Annotated in this window: 12 protein-coding genes and 1 pseudogene; 5 read left to right on the plus strand and 8 right to left on the minus strand. The window is 36.8% G+C overall.

Annotated elements, in window-relative coordinates:
• Positions 1-321 precede the first annotated feature (321 nt).
• Positions 322-1,911 carry a peptide chain release factor 3 gene (locus tag ACZ098_RS03355; protein WP_487310319.1) on the plus strand — a complete coding sequence of 530 codons (1,590 nt, stop codon included), beginning with the start codon at positions 322-324 and terminating at the stop codon, positions 1,909-1,911.
• 73 nt (positions 1,912-1,984) lie between these two features.
• Here the strand turns inward: ACZ098_RS03355 and ACZ098_RS03360 are convergent, their stop codons facing one another.
• The 8 genes from ACZ098_RS03360 to ACZ098_RS03395 form a co-directional block, all read right to left on the minus strand.
• Positions 1,985-2,734, minus strand: coding sequence for a PA14 domain-containing protein (locus ACZ098_RS03360; protein WP_487310320.1), 750 nt, complete (start codon positions 2,732-2,734; stop codon positions 1,985-1,987).
• Positions 2,735-2,904: 170 nt separating this feature from the next.
• A complete protein-coding gene (locus tag ACZ098_RS03365) occupies positions 2,905-3,285 on the minus strand; it encodes a hypothetical protein (RefSeq protein ID WP_487310321.1) in 381 nt (126 codons plus the stop codon).
• A 217-nt stretch (positions 3,286-3,502) separates the two neighbouring features.
• The gene (locus ACZ098_RS03370; RefSeq protein WP_487310322.1) at positions 3,503-3,721 is read right to left on the minus strand and encodes a hypothetical protein; all 219 of its coding nucleotides are present in this window, start codon (positions 3,719-3,721) and stop codon (positions 3,503-3,505) included.
• A 132-nt stretch (positions 3,722-3,853) separates the two neighbouring features.
• Positions 3,854-6,337, minus strand: a complete 2,484-nt coding sequence (locus ACZ098_RS03375; protein WP_487310323.1) for a T9SS type A sorting domain-containing protein — start codon at positions 6,335-6,337, stop codon at positions 3,854-3,856.
• Between the two features lie 270 nt (positions 6,338-6,607).
• A complete protein-coding gene (locus tag ACZ098_RS03380; RefSeq protein WP_487310324.1) occupies positions 6,608-6,778 on the minus strand; it encodes a hypothetical protein in 171 nt (56 codons plus the stop codon).
• 181 nt (positions 6,779-6,959) lie between these two features.
• Positions 6,960-9,800: a T9SS type A sorting domain-containing protein gene (locus ACZ098_RS03385; RefSeq protein ID WP_487310325.1), complete on the minus strand. Its 2,841-nt coding sequence runs from the start codon at positions 9,798-9,800 to the stop codon at positions 6,960-6,962.
• Between the two features lie 260 nt (positions 9,801-10,060).
• Positions 10,061-10,270 (minus strand): hypothetical protein, encoded by a 210-nt coding sequence (locus ACZ098_RS03390; protein ID WP_487310326.1) that lies wholly within the window; start codon positions 10,268-10,270, stop codon positions 10,061-10,063.
• A gap of 169 nt (positions 10,271-10,439) precedes the next feature.
• Complete coding sequence (locus tag ACZ098_RS03395) at positions 10,440-16,163, minus strand: InlB B-repeat-containing protein (RefSeq protein WP_487310327.1); 5,724 nt, start codon at positions 16,161-16,163, stop codon at positions 10,440-10,442.
• Between the two features lie 547 nt (positions 16,164-16,710).
• Here ACZ098_RS03395 and ACZ098_RS03400 point away from each other — a divergent pair.
• The 4 genes and pseudogenes from ACZ098_RS03400 (at position 16,711) to ACZ098_RS03415 (ending at position 18,476) form a co-directional block, all read left to right on the plus strand.
• A pseudogene (locus ACZ098_RS03400) lies at positions 16,711-17,061 on the plus strand (HU family DNA-binding protein).
• Between the two features lie 99 nt (positions 17,062-17,160).
• A complete protein-coding gene (locus ACZ098_RS03405; protein ID WP_487310328.1) occupies positions 17,161-17,457 on the plus strand; it encodes a DUF6958 family protein in 297 nt (98 codons plus the stop codon).
• 198 nt (positions 17,458-17,655) lie between these two features.
• Positions 17,656-18,018, plus strand: a complete 363-nt coding sequence (locus tag ACZ098_RS03410; RefSeq protein ID WP_487310329.1) for a DUF2200 domain-containing protein — start codon at positions 17,656-17,658, stop codon at positions 18,016-18,018.
• Positions 18,019-18,038: 20 nt separating this feature from the next.
• Positions 18,039-18,476: a VOC family protein gene (locus tag ACZ098_RS03415; protein WP_487310330.1), complete on the plus strand. Its 438-nt coding sequence runs from the start codon at positions 18,039-18,041 to the stop codon at positions 18,474-18,476.
• The last annotated feature ends 55 nt before the right edge of the window (positions 18,477-18,531 follow it).

The raw sequence follows: 18,531 nt of genomic DNA on the forward strand, positions 1-18,531 counted from the left end.
AAATGTATTAAATTAACTTATTTACAATCAACAAAAGTAACAATTCAAAGGTATTAAACAAGTATAAGGATTACTATTAACAAAATTTTATTAACAGATTTTAAAGTTTTAGAAATTCAACTCGAAGACTTGACCAAAGTGTTGTAAAAAAAGAGAACTTTTTCCCCAAATATTTTACTTAATTTCTTGTTACAAGTTCAAAATTAAATCGCGCAACAGTATGTACATAAAGCTAAAATAAAAGCTTTTGGTTGTGAAAAAGGAGTTCACCTTCGTTATTTGGTTTATAAATAGTATTTTTGCAGTCCATTATTTAAAATTATGAGTTTTTTAAAAGAAATTGAACGCAGACGAACATTCGGAATTATATCGCATCCCGATGCTGGAAAAACAACTTTAACGGAGAAATTACTTCTTTTTGGTGGTGCTATTCAAGAAGCTGGTGCTGTAAAAAATAACAAAATAAAAAAAGGTGCCACGAGTGACTTTATGGAAATTGAACGCCAAAGAGGAATTTCTGTGGCAACTTCAGTTCTAGCCTTTATTTATAAAGACAAGAAAATCAATATTCTGGATACTCCTGGACACAAAGATTTTGCCGAAGATACTTTTAGAACGCTTACGGCAGTAGACAGTGTTATTGTGGTAATCGACGTAGCCAAAGGTGTTGAGGAACAAACCGAAAAACTAGTATCGGTGTGTCGCATGCGAAAAATTCCAATCATCGTTTTCATCAATAAATTAGACCGAGAAGGTAAAGATGCTTTCGATTTGATGGACGAAGTAGAAAAAAAAATGGGACTGCACGTGACTCCATTAAGTTTTCCAATCGGAATGGGATACGATTTTCAAGGAATTTATAACATGTGGGAACAAAACATCAACTTGTTTAGCGGTGACAGCCGTAAAAACATTGAAGATACCATTGCCATATCCGATTTAGAAAGTCCCGAATTAGACAAATTAATTGGTGCAAAACCAGCCGAAAAACTTCGAGAAGAACTAGAATTGATTGATGAAGTATATCCCAAATTTGACCGTCAAGAATACCTTGATGGAAACCTGCAACCGGTATTTTTCGGTTCGGCATTAAATAACTTTGGTGTACGCGAATTGTTAGATTGTTTTATAGAAATTGCTCCTTCGCCAAAAGCAAAAGAGTCGGACACACGATTAATCCAGCCAAGCGAAGAAAAACTTTCTGGTTTTGTGTTTAAAATTCATGCCAATATGGATCCGAAACACCGCGATCGATTGGCTTTTATCAAAATTGTGTCGGGAACTTTTGAACGAAACAAACCCTACTTACACGTTCGATTGAACAAAAGCTTAAAATTTTCGAGTCCCAATGCATTCTTCGCCGAGAAAAAAGAAATAGTAGACATTTCCTATCCTGGAGATATTGTAGGGCTTCACGACACGGGTAACTTCAAAATTGGCGATACGCTGACTGAAGGTGAAGTGATGAGTTTTAAAGGAATTCCGAGTTTCTCTCCAGAGCATTTTAGATACATTAACAATGCCGATCCAATGAAAGCTAAACAACTTGAAAAAGGTGTTGACCAATTGATGGACGAAGGTGTAGCACAGTTGTTTACGTTAGAAATGAACAACCGAAAAGTAATTGGAACTGTTGGTGCCTTACAATACGAGGTAATTCAATACCGATTGGAACACGAATACGGTGCCAAATGTACCTATGAAAATTTTCCGGTTCACAAGGCATGTTGGGTAAAACCAGACGATGCAAAAAGCGAAGAGTTTAAAGAATTTAAGCGTGTGAAACAGAAATTTTTGGCACACGATAAATACGGACAATTGGTATTTTTAGCCGATTCTGACTTTACCATTCAAATGACACAAAGCAAATACCCAAGTGTAAAACTTTTCTTTACTTCTGAATTTGAATAAAAAGAATACCATCTTAACAAAAAACTCCTTTAACATGTGCTAAAGGAGTTTTTTTATTTAGTAAAGTAAATAACTATTCAATAATAAAGGAATTTGCATTTACAACTCCTGTTAATCCTGACGGATTTGAAAGCCAACTAAATACCATTTCTTGACCAACGGCATTCTCATAGTACCAAAACTCTATTTTATGCTTACCTTTAGCTAAGTTAAATGAGACACCATCTCGATCTGCAGGTGATTGATTATTCCAAAAATTAGCCACCGGAACTCCATCAACTATAACGCGACCACCATCATCTGTTCTGGCTCTAAATCTAAAAGTTCCAGCAGTTTCAACAACCAATGTTCCGGTAAACAAAATCATAAAGTTATCATCTACTCCATTTCTCAAAGTATTCATTGCAGCAGAGTCTAAAGCGCCATTCCAAACTCCAGAACCTGCTAATGTAGCATTTAGTGTTGACTTTTCTGTTGCAGGTGTAGTTCCTGTAGTTCCAGAAAATACATAATATTGTAAACCACGATCTTCTGCCGACTTCCCTATTCCTTGCCATCTAGCGCCATCCCAATAATAGTAACCTGCATTAATGTTATTCGTTCCATTATGATAGACCATAGTACTTACAACCAAAGCACCACCTAGCGGATTAGTAACCGGCGCAGCAACAGTAAGTGAAGTCAAATCGACTCTAGGAATTAATATTCCTCTATTGGTAGCAACAACATCAAGTTGCGCAGTTGGAACAGTAGTTCCGACACCAACTTGTGCAGAAACGGTAAAAATGGTAACTAGCGAAAGTAATAGAAAGTATTTTTTCATTGTATAGTAAATTGTAGGTTAAGACAAAATGAACACATAAATTGTATTATTCCAAAAATATGCCACAACTAGCACATATTATCGATTATATACAAAAAACAAAAAAAAATTGAGCACAATGGCTCAATTTAGTTTGTAGTATTAAAACTTAACTAACTATTTTTAAATTATTATACTAACGCATTTTCGATACTAATAACTTTTTTCATAAAAGTACGGTAAAGCACTCTATTTGGAGTTCCTCCAGAAATAATCATTTGCTTTTTTGTATTGGTAGTTGTTTTAACAGCTTCCTCTGTTCTTGAATTTTGACTTTGTTTAGTTCCCATGAACCAATTCATAAAATCAATATCCGATTCGCTAGCTGCAATTGCATCAACAACACTAACTTGAGCTTCAACATTTGTATTATTTGAAACAAGTTCTAAAGCATCTTTTGAAGTTGATTTGGATTGTCCAAAAACACCTGCAGTAGCCATAATTAATAAAGTAGCAGTGATGACTACTCTTTTAATTGTTCTCTGTGATACGATGTTACTTGTAATTTGCATTAGAATTGATTTCTGTTATATTTCTTTAGCAAAACTACAGCCAATACCACGATCTAAGAAAAAAATTCGATAAACAACCTCGAAACTCGTTCAAGAAGCAATTCGATGTTGTACAACCTTTAAATGTGCTTTTCGTCTAATTTAAAACACTTTAAAATACTGATTTTTAATAGGAATGTATTGAAAATTCTATAAAGAATTCTTCCTACATAATTTATTAATGCTTGGAATAGCTACTTTTTATTGCAGTAAATCGATATCCCAAAATCAAAGCACCCAAAGCCAATAAGGGTGTATAACCTGAAATTGGTGCTGTAGGTACGTCTTGAACATCTCCACCACCATTGCCATCGCCCAAATCATCAGCGTGAGTCAATGCAGGAAACGTGAACAACAAGGTTAGGACTGCAACTTTTAGTATTTTATGTATTTTCATTTTTATCGTTATTTAGCATTCGTATGGTATACTTTTTTCTTCTTTGGTTCGATAGTAGTTTTAATTAGGGTTTTCTATAAGTTTGAATTATGATGAAAATTTTTGATTGCCATCTTTACCTTATCCTCAACCTTACTTCTTCACCACCGCTTTGACCGGAACTACTTGCCCAGCATTGCTGATGCTTACTACATAAATCCCTTCTTCCAATTGTTGTTTTGGCTGAATGTTCATCGTTGGTGTAGCGTTGGCCGAAGTTTTAAACACTTCTTGACCTAACATGTTGCTCATGCTTACCGTTACCAATCCTGTTACCGAACTTGGTAATGCAATGGTAAATTGGTTGTTTACAATCGGGTTTGGATATACCGATACCGATGTTTTGTTGAACGATTCGTTTGCCAATGAAGCGCTGTTGAATACAATCTTGAATCGATTCGCACTATAAGAAGCGGCATCGGTTGTAGTATTGAATGTTACAAAACTTGGTTGCGTTAAATCAATTACCGTTTCAGTATTCAAATACAAATCGACCATTTTGGCGTTTACTGTAGTATCAAAATTTTGTGTATTTACTTTGAATGTATAGTTCTTATTCGCTTGGAATGCGATGGTTTTCACATACAACTCATCGTTCAATTGTACTGGTGCTAGGGTTTCGATGGCTAAGTTTTTGCTTTCTCTAACAAAAGATACGTTTTCACCCGAAGCAGTCAATTTATCGACATCGTTAGCATCTAACGTATTATTATAATTACTTCCAAATAAGGCTAAAGCGCCGTCTATTGGAGCACCACCTAAGGCTAGTACATTGGGTTCGTACAGGCTCAAGAATAGTTTAGAAATTGGAGCTTCTAATTCCAAAGCATTTTCTTCAAATGAACGAAATGCATAGGCATAAACACTTGATTTACTACTTTCGGTAAAGGTCAATGTCGCTGGTATTGCTAAACTTGTATTTTTTATAAATACCGCTTGTCCAGATTGAAGGTATCTCCTATTGTTTTGAGATAAAACAGTAGAATCATCATATAAATTGGTCGTTCCTGTAGTTGCAGAAGTTTGAGAATATACCACATAGCGTCCTCTTTGCGATGCGGTACCTAAAGTTGGATCCCAGGTGTAGTAGGCATTATTTCGTACATCAGTCTTGGATACAGCATGCCAATCTACTGGACTTGCATACGGATTTCCAATTAAAGTATATCCGTTAGTTTGCGTATTAGTTGCGTTATCATTTACTGGTACTGGTGACGAGGCTGTAGAATTATAAATAACCGTACCTGTTGTAAGTGTACCCTTAGCAGACAATACTGTAGGTAGATTCATTGCATCTGAAGAAGCTGCATTCAAATTTACAAAACGGTCTCCACGTACTAATAATCGATAACCTACTCCAGCTTTCAACGACGTGGTATTGGTATTGGTAATTGCTGTAAATCCAGTCAAATTTCCCAATGCCTGTGCATTATAAGTGTGCATTGAAGGGTTGTTAGTTCCAGTGGTATCAAAACCATTAGTAGCTCCATCCAAACCTGTAATGTGCGTTCCCAATCCTGAAACAAGGGCTCCATTATTTTGCCAATTTTCTCGAATCGAAGTTGTTGTTGTAACAGCAGGAGTTAAAAAACGAAAAGCTCTACGACCCGAAATGTAGCGTTCAATAGTAACTTCGCCTGTAATAGTAGCTCCAGCAGGAAGCGCTAGGACTTGAGCGGTTCGAGATGCGGTAGATTTTAATACTAAATTTCCATTAGAATTTAAACTTCCATTAGTAACACCCACTGTTCCTGTTACGTTTAAAATTCCTGTCAAAGTTACGCCAGCTCCGTTATTTACGAGGAGGTCTTTAATTTCATTATTTGCAAAGGCAGCAGCAGGAATAATTTGTGCCGAAGTTCCTTGTAAAGTCAATCCACCATCCGTAATATTGATTACACCATTGTTGATAATGGTTCCCGAAACAGTAAGCCGAAGTGAATTAGAAACAGTTACTCCAGAAGCAACAGTCAAATTCTTGACAGAAATCAATCCGAAAGTTGTGCCATTGTAATTCCCATTAATCAAAGCATTAGTGATTAAAGTTGGACCCGTTATATTATTCCATGAAGTACCATTCCAAATTATGGTTGGCGTTGTAAAACTTTGTTCCTCACCTAAGGATGTGCCTGAAGAGTTGGTTGCATAGGTACGGTAGTAATAGGTAGTTTCTGACTGCAATCCAGACAAACTTGCACTAAATTCACCATTTGATAAATTGGTAGAAGTCACAGTAGTTCCAGTGGTAAAGCCTTGTTGCGTGCTATAAACTACACCATAAGAAGATACAGCTGAACCACCATCAGAAGAAATAGCACCCAAAATAGTGGCAGTTGTTATTGGATTTCCAATTGTAGCAGTTCCTGTAAAAACACTTGGCACCGCAATGCTTTCTAAATATTTTACATCATAATCTGACTTAAAGTTAGCTGCAAGAAGGAGTTTTCCCTTAACGCTAACTAAAGGTTGCAACGAATTAAATTCTAAAGCAAAGTGCTTCGTTACCGATAATGATAAAATAAGTAACCCTAAAATTTGGCGCTGTACAGCTTTCGGAAGAGTGTTAATAATCAACATGGTATCTATTTTGGTATTCAAAAATAGAATAGATGCGACATATATGTTTTTTTTGACGACAAATCACTTCGAAAACCGATAAACTACTTGTTCCTCTATTAATTTTTCATGATTTTAACAAAATAAAGGATTCTGAATCAAGCTCTTACTTTTGTATTTACAAACTATCATGTGATGTTATGCAATGCTTTAAAAAAAACCACCTGTCGAAACAGATGGTTTTCAATATAAAAAGGGTTAACTGAATTTTTAGTATCTAATACAACTAGATTACACTGTAGCTCTTTTCTTCAACAAGCCGAAGCCCAATGCCAAAGCTCCTAAAGCTAACAAGGGCGTGTAATCTGAAATTGGTGCTGTAGGTACGTCTTGAACATCGCCACCGCCATTGCCATCGCCCAAATCATCGGCGTGACTCAATGCAGGAAACGTGAACAACAAGGTCAGCACTGCAATTTTTAGTATTTTATGTATTTTCATTTTTATCTTTATTTAGCATTCGTATGGTATACTTTTTTCTTTTTGGTACTGTACAAGTCTTTTTTTACGTGTCCGTTTTGGTCTCAATTATGGTTGTAAAAATCTCAATATCAACCTTAAACCTACAACTTACAACCTAAAACTACTTCTTCACCACCACTTTAGCTTGAACTACTTGTCCAGCATTGCTAATGCTTACTACATAAATTCCTTCTTCCAATTGTTGTTTTGGTTGGATATTCATTGTAGTGCTAGCGTTGGCGGAAGTTCTAAACACTTCTTGACCTAACATGTTGCTCATGCTTACCGTTACCAATCCGCTTACCGAACTTGGTAATGCAATGGTAAATTGGTTGTTCACAATCGGATTTGGATATACCGCTACCGATGTTTTGTTGAACGATTCGTTCGCCAATGAAGCGCTGTTGAACACAATCTTGAATCGGTTTGCTCCATAAGAAGCGGCATCGGTTGTCGTGTTGAATGTTACAAAACTTGGTTGCGTTACATCAATTGGCGTTTCGGTATTCAAATACAAATCGACCATTTTAGCGTTTACTGTAGTATCAAAATCTTGTGTATTCACTTTGAACGTATAGTTCTTATTCGCTTGAAAAGAAATTGTTTTTACATACAACTCATCATTTAGTTGAACTGGAGCTAGCGTTTCGATTGCTAAGTTTTTGTTTTCTCTAACAAAAGCTACGTTTTCACCTGAAGCAGTCAATTTATCAACATCGTTAGTATCTAATGAGTTGTTGTAATTGCTTCCGAATAAGGCTAAAGCACTGTCAATTGGAGCACCACCTAATGCTAATACATTTGGTTCGTAGATACTCAAGAACAATTTAGAATTACTTGTAGTAGTCAATCCTTCACTAGCCGAACGGAATACATAAGAAGTTGTAGTTGCTTTATCACTTTCTTCAAAAGTTAATGTCGCAGGCACAGCTAAATCATCATTTTTGATGAATACCGCCTGACCTGATTGTAAAAATTGTCTGTTAGTTTGTGCTAATGGACTGTTGTCATCAAACAAATTCGTACTACCAACACCGTTTCCATCAACTGCATATACCACATAACGACCTCTTTGCGCTGTAGTTCCTAACGTTGGATCCCAAGTATAATACGCATTATTCTTCACTCCTGTTTTAGCTACTGCATGCCAATCTACCGGACTTGCATACGGATTACCAATTAATGTATATCCGTTAGTTTGTGTATTATCAGGCTGATTGTTAATCAATACAGGAGAATCAGGAAAAGTTACACCGTCTGCACTAAATACAACTTGACCAACTTTCAAAGTTCCTTTAGCCGAAAGCGTAGTTGGAACGTTCACGTTTTCAGTAGACGCCGCTGTTAAATCAACAAAACGGTCTCCTCGAACTAATAATCGATACCCTACTCCTGCTTTTAAAACTGTTGCATTAGTATTCAATGCAGCAGTGAATCCAGTTGTTGTTCCCGTTGCTTGTGCATCGTAAGTATGTAGCGAAGGATTGTTGGTTTCTGTTACATCAAAACCTCCTGTGGCACCACCTGTAATGTGTGTGCCAATTCCAGCTGTAGCAACTCCATTGTTTTGCCAGTTTTCGAAAATAGACGTAGTTGTAGTTACTCCTGGTGTCAAGAAACGGAACGCTCTTCTTCCTGCGATGTAACGTTCTACAACAACTTCTCCAGCAATAGTGCCACCAACTGGAGCCACACGAGCCGTACCCAGCGCATTGGAAACTAGTACCACATTATTGTTGGTTGTAAAAGTTCCTGAAGAAACAGCTAAAACATTCAGTATTCTAACCGTACCAGCACCAGTTATAGTACCGCCAGTAGAATTTAAATCAGTTACTGTTAGTACAACTCCAGCATCAACTTGTACCGTACCACCATTAATAGTAAGAGCAGCTAAGGTTTGATTTTGACTTACTCGCAATGTACCACTTGCCGCAACTGTTATAGTGTTCGTACTTGGTAGTGTAGTTCCGCCTGTTCTATTCAATTGTAAAACACCAGCGGTTATTTCTGTTAATCCTGTGTATGTATTTTGAGCTGTCAATTCTACTAAACCAACTCCCTGCTTTGCAATACCCACTGAACCAGAAATTGCACCTGCAACCAAACCCTCAAAACTGCTTGATAGCGCTACGGATTTCTCTAAAGTTATAGAGGAAGCGATAGTTGGTTTACCTGTTGTATTTACAAATCGTATGTTACGATTACCAGCACCAGTCCCAACATTTTTAACAGTTATACTTTTAGAAAAAGTTCCAGAACTTATTTCAAAAGTAGCCTCGTTGGCAGTTTGGGCTTGCACACCTGAACCAATGTCAAGTGAACCACTCCCTAAATCCCTATCGGCTCGTAATATTCCTTCATCTATAAACAAATTTCCAGTAAAATTAGCGTTACCTGATAGTATAAAAGTTCCAGTACTTTGTTTCACTAAATTGCCACCTTGACCCATCGTTCCTGCAAATGTGATTGCACCCACTCCACGGAGGAATATTTGATGGTTATTGGTAAAAACCGGACCGTTAAACAGCAAACTTCCTGAAGCATTGGAAACCTCAAATGAAGCATTAGTAGCATCAACTCCAACTGGAGTGTTGAATGTATGCAATACACTTGATTGATTTATCAAATTTCTCGTAAAAGAAAATCCTCCATTTGTGGTATTATTCAAAATTCTAGATACGGAAGCACCAATCTGGAATGTAAAATCACGATGAATGTAAAAACGACCATTCAAAGACATTGTGGTATTGTTGTTGTGCCCTATAAACACATCGTTTCTGGTAGTGTTATTATTATCAGGATCGCCTTGGTTTTGATTGTTGACAGGATTACTTTGATAAAACCATGGTAAATTACCACTACCCCAATCTCCAGTATTCGAATCACTACGATTAAAAACATTCTGCTGCGCAAAACCAGCAAAAAAAGCCAAATGTGCAACTACAAGTAAAATTCTTTTCATAAATCTCTTTTTTTATTTAGACATGCTTGTTTTCGATTATCAAAAATATTATGATAATAAGCACAATATTAATAATTTATTAGCATCTATTTTACTAATCATTAAAATATACTGTAACGAAAACGTTATCGTGTTGATAAAAATAAGAAAGACGACTATATATAAATAAAAAACCACCTGCCGAAACAGATGGTTTTCAATATAAAAAGGGTTAACTAAATTTATATGTATCTAGAACTTGCGTTATTAGCAAACTAGTATTACACTGTAGCTCTTTTCTTCAACAAGCCGAAGCCCAATGCTAAAGCTCCTAAAGCTAATAAGGGCGTGTAATCTGAAATTGGTGCGGTAGGTACGTCTTGAACATCGCCACCACCATTACCATCACCCAAATCATCAGCGTGACTCAATGCAGGAAATGTGAACAATAAGGTTAGCACTGCAACTTTTAGTATTTTATGTATTTTCATTTTTATCTTTATTTATATTCGTATTGTACACTTTATTCTTTTTGGTACTGTATAAGTCTTTTTTTACGTGTCCGTTTTGGTCTCACTTATGGTTGTAAAAATCTCAATATCAACCTTAAACCTAAAACTTACAACCTAAAACTTACAACCTAAAACTTACAACCTAAAACTACTTCTTCACCACCACTTTTGCTTGAACTACTTGTCCAGCATTGCTGATGCTTACTACATAAATCCCTTCTTCCAATTGTTGTTTTGGTTGGATGTTCATTGTTGTAGTAGCGTTGGCTGAAGTTCTAAACACTTCTTGACCTAACATATTGCTCATGCTTACCGTTACCAATCCGCTTACCGAACTTGGTAATGCAATGGTAAATTGGTTGTTCACAATCGGATTTGGAAATACCGATACCGATGTTTTGTTGAACGATTCGTTTGCCAATGAAGCGCTGTTGAATACAATCTTGAATCGGTTTGCTCCATAAGAAGCGGCATCGGTTGTCGTGTTGAATGTTACAAAACTTGGTTGCGTTACATCAATTGCCGTTTCAGTATTCAAATACAAATCGACCATTTTAGCGTTTACTGTAGTATCAAAATCTTGTGTATTCACTTTGAACGTATAGTTCTTATTCGCTTGAAAAGAAATTGTTTTTACATACAACTCATCATTTAGTTGAACTGGAGCTAGCGTTTCGATTGCTAAGTTTTTGTTTTCTCTAACAAAAGCTACGTTTTCACCTGAAGCAGTCAATTTATCAACATCGTTAGTATCTAATGAGTTGTTGTAATTGCTTCCGAATAAGGCTAAAGCACCGTCAATTGGAGCACCACCTAATGCTAATACATTTGGTTCGTAGATACTCAAGAACAATTTAGAATTACTTGTAGTAGTCAATCCTTCTGTAGCCGAACGGAATACATAAGAAGTTGTAGTTGCTTTATCACTTTCTTCAAAAGTTAATGTCGCAGGCACAGCTAAATCATCATTTTTGATGAATACCGCCTGACCTGATTGTAAAAATTGTCTGTTAGTTTGTGCTAATGGACTGTTGTCATCAAACAAATTCGTACTACCAACACCGTTTCCATCAACTGCATATACCACATAACGACCTCTTTGCGCTGTAGTTCCTAACGTTGGATCCCAAGTATAATACGCATTATTTTTCACTCCTGTTTTAGCTACTGCATGCCAATCTACCGGACTTGCATACGGATTACCAATTAATGTATATCCGTTAGTTTGTGTATTATCAGGCTGATTGTTAATCAATACAGGAGAATCAGGAAAAGTTACACCGTCTGCACTAAATACAACTTGACCAACTTTCAAAGTTCCTTTAGCCGAAAGCGTAGTTGGAACGTTCACGTTTTCAGTAGACGCCGCTGTTAAATCAACAAAACGGTCTCCTCGAACTAGTAATCGATACCCTACTCCTGCTTTTAAAACTGTTGCATTAGTATTCAATGCAGCAGTGAATCCAGTTGTTGTTCCCGTTGCTTGTGCATCGTAAGTATGTAGCGAAGGATTGTTGGTTTCTGTAACATCAAAACCTCCGGTTGCACCACCTGTAATGTGCGTACCAATTCCTGCCGTAGCAACTCCATTATTCTGCCAGTTTTCGAAAATAGACGTAGTTGTAGTTACTCCTGGTGTCAAGAAACGAAACGCTCTTCTTCCGGCGATGTAACGTTCTACAGTCACATTAGTTGCACCACTTAAAGTACCGGTAATTTGACCTATTGCCGCTGTTCCTGTAGCGTCTGATTTTAAAATTACATTGTTGTTGTTAAATGCCGCTGTTCCAGCAACAGTTAAAACATTAGTTGGATTTACAGTAAGTGTGCCTCCATTAAGAGTCAAACTTGTTAAAGTTGGAACAGTGTAATTCACGTCAAGAATTGGTGTACCTGAATTTATAATTACATCTTTTGTACCATCAGGTGTGATACCACCAAACCAGTTTGTAGCAACAGACCATAAATTGTTTGTTGTTCCTGTCCACAAGAATGGGCCATCTGTTCGCACTGAGATTACGTTAGAATTACTTGATGTTGAATTAGCATCAAAAGATCTTACGCGATAATAATATTGTGTGTTTGGAGTTAAACCGGTTACATTTTGATTTAATACATTTCCAACATTCAAATTAGCATAACCTGAGACATACAAACCTAAATTACCCTCAATATTAATATTATCAATTGCGCTTGTTCCTCCACCAGCTACAGTACCAGTAGACACTTGGTTATTTGAAGTCATTATCCATCTTAAAAATACAGAGGTTTGATTATCACATGCTGTTGGCAATACAATGTTATTTAAAACTCCTGTACTGTAATCATTTGCAACTGTAACGCTTGCTCCTGCAACATCAAACCATGTTCCCGAAGCACCAATTCTATATTGTACTTTAAAATCACGAGGACCAGATCCAGAGGATCTTTGAACCGAAGAAAGTCTATTATTATAATATCCAACAGTTGAAAAATCTACCATCCAATACTTTGTATTGTTTCCGTTATTCCATCCATTGGCTGTAGCTACTGAAGTCACGCTGTTTGGAGAGGTTAACGTAGTATAGGATATTGTTCCAGTTCCTCCAACCGTTGAAATTGTTTTTGCCGTATTAGCTGAGATACCGCTATCTGCGGTAGCATTATCTGGATTAGAAGGAAAATTCCAAGAAGCTAAATCTGTAAAAGTAGTTGCTGTAAAATCGGCTGATGTCGCAACATCTAATTGGTAACCTGTTGCACCAACAACGCTGTTCCAGTTCGCTTGAAATGAATTTTGAAGTATATTAGATGCAGCTGTTGCAACTGGAGCTTCAAAAATTCCTGTACCCGATAATGCTACTACTATCGATGTTGCTCCTCCTCCTGAAAAAGTAATATCTCCAGTTTTCACACCTGTTGTTTGTGGAGTAAATCGTACATAAACTGACGTTGAAGTTAAAGTTGCGCTAGTATATGGCACTGAAACCGTTGAGTTCCAAGTCGTATTATCAATCGAAACTTGAAAATCTGAACTGGATGCTGTTGCCAAGATATTTCCAGGAGCACCATTCAACAAAGAACCAGAAAGATTAATAATTTGACTTCCAGAATTTGTTTGTACATTTTGATTAGCAAAAGTTAAACTTGATGTACCGTTATTGGACAATTCAGGTACTGATGTAACTGCAATTGTAAAAGTAGTTGTTGTTAAGGATGTGATAGCATCGTAATCATATAATCTAACATAATACGTAGTATTGCCCAATAACGAAAGTGTTATTGTTTCAGTTAGGTCAATAGTGTTATCTACACATGCAAAATTGGTTCCATCGCATGCGCCAGATCTAATGTCTAAAACCAAATCCAAATTTAAACCGCCATTGGCTGCAATAGTATAACTACCAGCATCACCAGTTGTAAACTTAAACCATACATCATCATCTGCATTTCCAGTACCAGTACATAAAATTGCTGGTAGCGATTGTGTCGCATTGGCTAAATCTCCAGTAATTGCAGCAGCATTAACCACAATATTTGTGGCAAGTGTACAGTTATCATTAACTGGTGGCGCTAAAGTTGTAAACGTTTGACTAGCACCATAAGTATAAGTAGTACCATTGAATAAGTACGCTTTGTAAGTATAATTAATACCCGTACCTAAAGCTGTAACTGTTTGTGTAAAATTACCAGCTGCACCTAAAGTTAAAGGTACATTTGTAACACTACTCCCACCAATTAAAGGATCATTATTCAGTGAAGTTTCAGAATAAATAAATCCTTTTCCAGTTGTTGCTGGACAAACTCCGAAAGTTACTCCGTTGGCTCTCAAATTTGCACTATTAATTGTAATCGTAGTAGCTGTATTTGTGGAAACAGCTTGTGCAACAACCGCAGTTCCTGTTCCAGTTAAAGCGTTGGTAGCACTTACTGCGTTTGAACTTGTTACTGTGATTGTAGCTGTTTTAGCTCCAGAAGTTAAAGGTGTAAAAGTAACTTGATAGGTTGCTGTAGCAGAAGGAGCAATTGACGTTGCTGATAATCCGCTTACTACAAACTCTCCATTTGAAGAACCTACTGCAATATCGTTTACAGTTGTAGCACCGTTATTAGTTATAGTGTATGTTATTGGCGCTGTTGAAAGTGTAGGGCAAACGCTTCCATGAGCCAATGTTCCTGTTAAAACTAGAGCTGGCGATGTTGTAAATGTCAAGACGGCTCCAAATACATAAGATGATCCATCAAAAACATAACTTCTAAAGCTGTACTGCGTTGAAGAAGGTAAATTTGTTAAAGACAAAGTGTATGCACCAGTTGCGATTCCAGCAACTGACTGTTTTGTAACTCCTATCCCCGAATCGGTTGGTGTTGCGTTAACACTGGTTTCAGCATATACAAACCCTTTTTCGATTATTGTTGGACAAGTTCCAATATTAGTAACATTTCCATTTAAAGTTGCTGTTTTAGCCGTAACTCCAGTTGCTGCACTCGAAGTAACAGCTCCAGCAACAGTTGCTGTTCCTGTACCAGTTAGCGCATTTGTTGGCGAGTTACTACCAGAAGTAGTACTTGAAACAGTAATTGTAGCGGTTTTTGCACCAGCACTTGCAGGAGTAAATGTTACTACATAAGTTGCTGTACCATTAGCTGCAATTGATGTTGATGACAAACCACTTACTACAAATTCTGGATTATCGGAAGACACAGTTATACCGTCGGCAGTTGCACCACCATTATTAGTAATTGTATATGTAATTGATGTGGCTGGAAAGGTCGGACAAACCGAACCATGGGCTAAAGTACCTGAAATTGCCAAAACTGGAGTTGTTGCGGCTGTCCATTGTGCATATAATGTTACCGCATTTGCAGGCATTATTAAAGTAGAACCTGCAGCATAAGGAGTTCCCGTACCATCAGCAGCCGTATTCCAACCGCTAAAAGTGAAACCTGTTTTTACCAAAGTTCCTGCATTTGCAACGGTAACGGAAGCAGCTTCTGCATAGTTTACAGTAGCCGGAGCTGTACCACCAGTATTGGTGTTACCGTTATAAGTTAATGCGTATGTTGGAGCACTTGGTAATGCATTCGAGTATTCAATATCATCGATATATAATGTTCCTGGTGAAGTGGCACTTGACTGATGATTAAATGCAAACGAATCAATATTTGCATTTGCAGGAAGATTACCTTTAGATAAATTAACACCAACTTTAACACCATTGACCCATAAATCCCAAGTAGCATTAGCTAATGAATTAGAACCTCCTTTTTGATAGGTGGTAGATGTAAGATTATTGTTCATATATACTTCGACCAAATATTCATTGGAAGTACTTTGAGAAAACAAAGTTGTGGGATTTGTTATACCAGTAGAAATATATGCACCAGCACTAATTACGTTATAGGTAATTTGATTTGAAGCCCCAAAATTAAATTGAATTCCAGCAAAAATTTGAGTAACTGCAATTGCATTACTATCAGAGAAAGTAGTTCCATCGCCCATGGTAAAATAATAAATACCATTTGTACCACCGTTGAAAGCGATCTTAAATTTTGCATATCCAATTTTCGATGCAGTATAATCGTAAATGGACATTTTCGATGTTGACGTGCTTCCAGTATTCGATGTAAATTGCATTTCTGAATTAGAACCTAAGGCAACACCTGGATTTGCTAAAATTGTAGTTCCAGGATTCGTACCCATTCTTACTCGGGCCGTGCCTGCAGTTGGTGTAGGTAAGAATGTTGTAGAGGCTGTGGTACTACTAAAAGTACCTGTTCCTGTTCCAAAATCGTAATTCCACACCTGCCCAAACCCCACTTGTCCCAAACCTAAAAAGGCAAGGAGCAGCAACGTTTGTAAGAAATTTTTAAATTGTAATTGTTTTTTCATAAAATTTTTAATTTTTTTGGGTTGTAAGGGTATTATTTTCTACTTGTTTGTTTTAAAATAAGTTACTGTTTTGTTGAAGCGGTTTTTGACCTTCAATTTCGGCGTCAAAAATAACATCCAAATTGGCAATTAACTCGCAAATATTCTTTAATAAATTGTAAAGTTTATGATTTCTGTTAAAAAATCGACAAACATCTCATTTTACCGCTGTATTGCATTCAACAAAAGTTAAAGCTTTTTTACATTGCTCTAGTTTGTAAGAATTTAACACAAATTTAAGTTAGAATTGGTTGGGACTTGCTTCGTATTTGCTTCGTATTTGGTTCGTAGTTGTGGTACCCTAAGTTCGTATCTTACAAATAGCGGTTTGCCAAAAAAGTACCTTTTTGCGAACAAAACACGAACCAAATACGAACCAAATACGATACGACTACTAGTATAAATTTTTAAGAATAAAACGTATGTACAAACTACTACTACTAGTACAATTCATTTCAAAGCAGATAGCTGTACAGCACGGTAGTTGTACTTCATCTGACTGCTATTTTTGGTTTATCCGTACCTTTTACCGCCGCAGGAAAGTCCAATCCAGTACAACGCACCGCTACAATACTATCCGAGAGCCATTCAAGCTAAGAGTATTTATTTAGAAGAAATAACGCAACAAATTTCCAATAGTACTACACTTACCGAAGCCGATTGCCAAGCGGTACTTTACAGTTTGGTAAATGTAATATCCAACGAGTTGGAAAACTGAAGTAGTGTAAAACTAGGACATTTAGGCACGTTTCAGGTAAGCCTACAAGTTACAGTTCATGCAACAGCAGAGGCAATTACGTCTAAAAACAGAAAGAATACTTCTATTGTATACAGACCCACACTTAGTCGAAAAAATTAATAAAAAACCTTACATTTGTTCGAAAACGGTAAGTAATTTGAAACTGAATTACCGTAAACTAGTAATTTCATACTTTTTAAGAACGTACTACGCAACACCATGAGCAACGAAGAAAAAATCCAAACGTTACATCCCGAAGCGGGAAAAACCAATAAAAACATTGCACTGAGTAAGTACCTCCTAATTAAGGAACACCTACTAGGTATTTTACACGTGAGCCAACCCACACATACCGAACTTATGGAAGCCTTATACCAGCAACTCAAAGACCAATTCCAAGGCGGCATTCAGTGGTATGGCGAAACGGTAAAACTGGATTTAGAAGCGCGAGGAATCATAGAACGAACAAATACAAAACCTGTACGGTACCAATTAATAGAGAAACTTGACTCGTAAAACAAGCAACAAAAATAGTATTATTGATGGGTAATAGTAATAATGAATTTATAATATAATACTTCTTATAATAGGGTACTGAGTTACTTTCTTGACAAAAACAATACATTTTTAAAAGATACTTTTATATTTGTAAAACAAAGCACTGCAATAAAGCATTGAATTGTAATCCGATAAGCGGCAACAAACGGAACAGTTATGAAAACCACCACAACCCATGACGAACGCATTTTAAAACTGACCTTTACTTCAGTATACCCGCATTATCTAGCCAAAGTAGAACGCAAATCGAAAACTAAAGAAGAATTGCATCAGGTAATTTCTTGGCTTACAGGTTTTGACGAAACACAAATCCAACATTTCAGTACGAATCCCATAACCTTTCAGGAATTTTTTCAAAAGGCTACCTTACATCCCAATGCACATTTGATTACCGGAGTTATTTGTGGGTATCGAATTGAAGCAATAGAAAATCAGCTGACCAAGCAGGTACGCTATTTGGACAAATTGGTCGACGAACTAGCAAAAGGAAGACCAATGCACAAAATACTAAGACAATAACCACCTAAAAACCAATAAATATGGCACTTATTCACCCACACATTAATTTTAACGGCAATGCCGAAGAAGCCTTTCTTTTTTACCAATCGGTATTTGGAGGCACGTTTGCTACACTAATGCGTTTCAAAGATTTAGCCAGCGAAGACTTCAAAGTAAGCGAAGCCGAAGCCAACAAAATCATGTACATTGCCTTACCTATCGGAAACGCTGTTTTGATGGGTAACGATGTTCCAGAACTGTTTGGAACGGTAAACGAAAACGAAAACCGTTCTAAAATAGCCATCAGTGCCGAAAGCCGCGAAGAAGCCGACAGATTATTTGAAGGACTTTCAGTTGGAGGTCAAGTCGAATTTCCAATAGGTGACAGTCCTTGGGGTTCGTATTTTGGGATGTTCAGAGACCGATATGGTATCGAATGGACTGTAGATTTTGACGCAAGATATAACGGTAAATTTTAAAATAAGGAGTAGACAAAACACTTGATATACCTCTGAAAACCTATACCTAAAGTAC

It is taken from the genome of Flavobacterium sp. SP2 (assembly GCF_057626655.1).

Bases quoted from the DNA above. Each gene is read 5' to 3' on its own strand.
- ACZ098_RS03405 (WP_487310328.1), top strand. From the start codon at position 17,161: ATGAGCAACGAAGAAAAAATCCAAACGTTACATCCCGAAGCGGGAAAA.
- ACZ098_RS03355 (WP_487310319.1), top strand. From the start codon at position 322: ATGAGTTTTTTAAAAGAAATTGAACGCAGACGAACATTCGGAATTATA.
- ACZ098_RS03375 (WP_487310323.1), bottom strand. From the start codon at position 6,337: ATGTTGATTATTAACACTCTTCCGAAAGCTGTACAGCGCCAAATTTTA.
- ACZ098_RS03415 (WP_487310330.1), top strand. From the start codon at position 18,039: ATGGCACTTATTCACCCACACATTAATTTTAACGGCAATGCCGAAGAA.
- ACZ098_RS03410 (WP_487310329.1), top strand. From the start codon at position 17,656: ATGAAAACCACCACAACCCATGACGAACGCATTTTAAAACTGACCTTT.
- ACZ098_RS03370 (WP_487310322.1), bottom strand. From the start codon at position 3,721: ATGAAAATACATAAAATACTAAAAGTTGCAGTCCTAACCTTGTTGTTC.
- ACZ098_RS03365 (WP_487310321.1), bottom strand. From the start codon at position 3,285: ATGCAAATTACAAGTAACATCGTATCACAGAGAACAATTAAAAGAGTA.
- ACZ098_RS03385 (WP_487310325.1), bottom strand. From the start codon at position 9,800: ATGAAAAGAATTTTACTTGTAGTTGCACATTTGGCTTTTTTTGCTGGT.
- ACZ098_RS03360 (WP_487310320.1), bottom strand. From the start codon at position 2,734: ATGAAAAAATACTTTCTATTACTTTCGCTAGTTACCATTTTTACCGTT.
- ACZ098_RS03390 (WP_487310326.1), bottom strand. From the start codon at position 10,270: ATGAAAATACATAAAATACTAAAAGTTGCAGTGCTAACCTTATTGTTC.
- ACZ098_RS03395 (WP_487310327.1), bottom strand. From the start codon at position 16,163: ATGAAAAAACAATTACAATTTAAAAATTTCTTACAAACGTTGCTGCTC.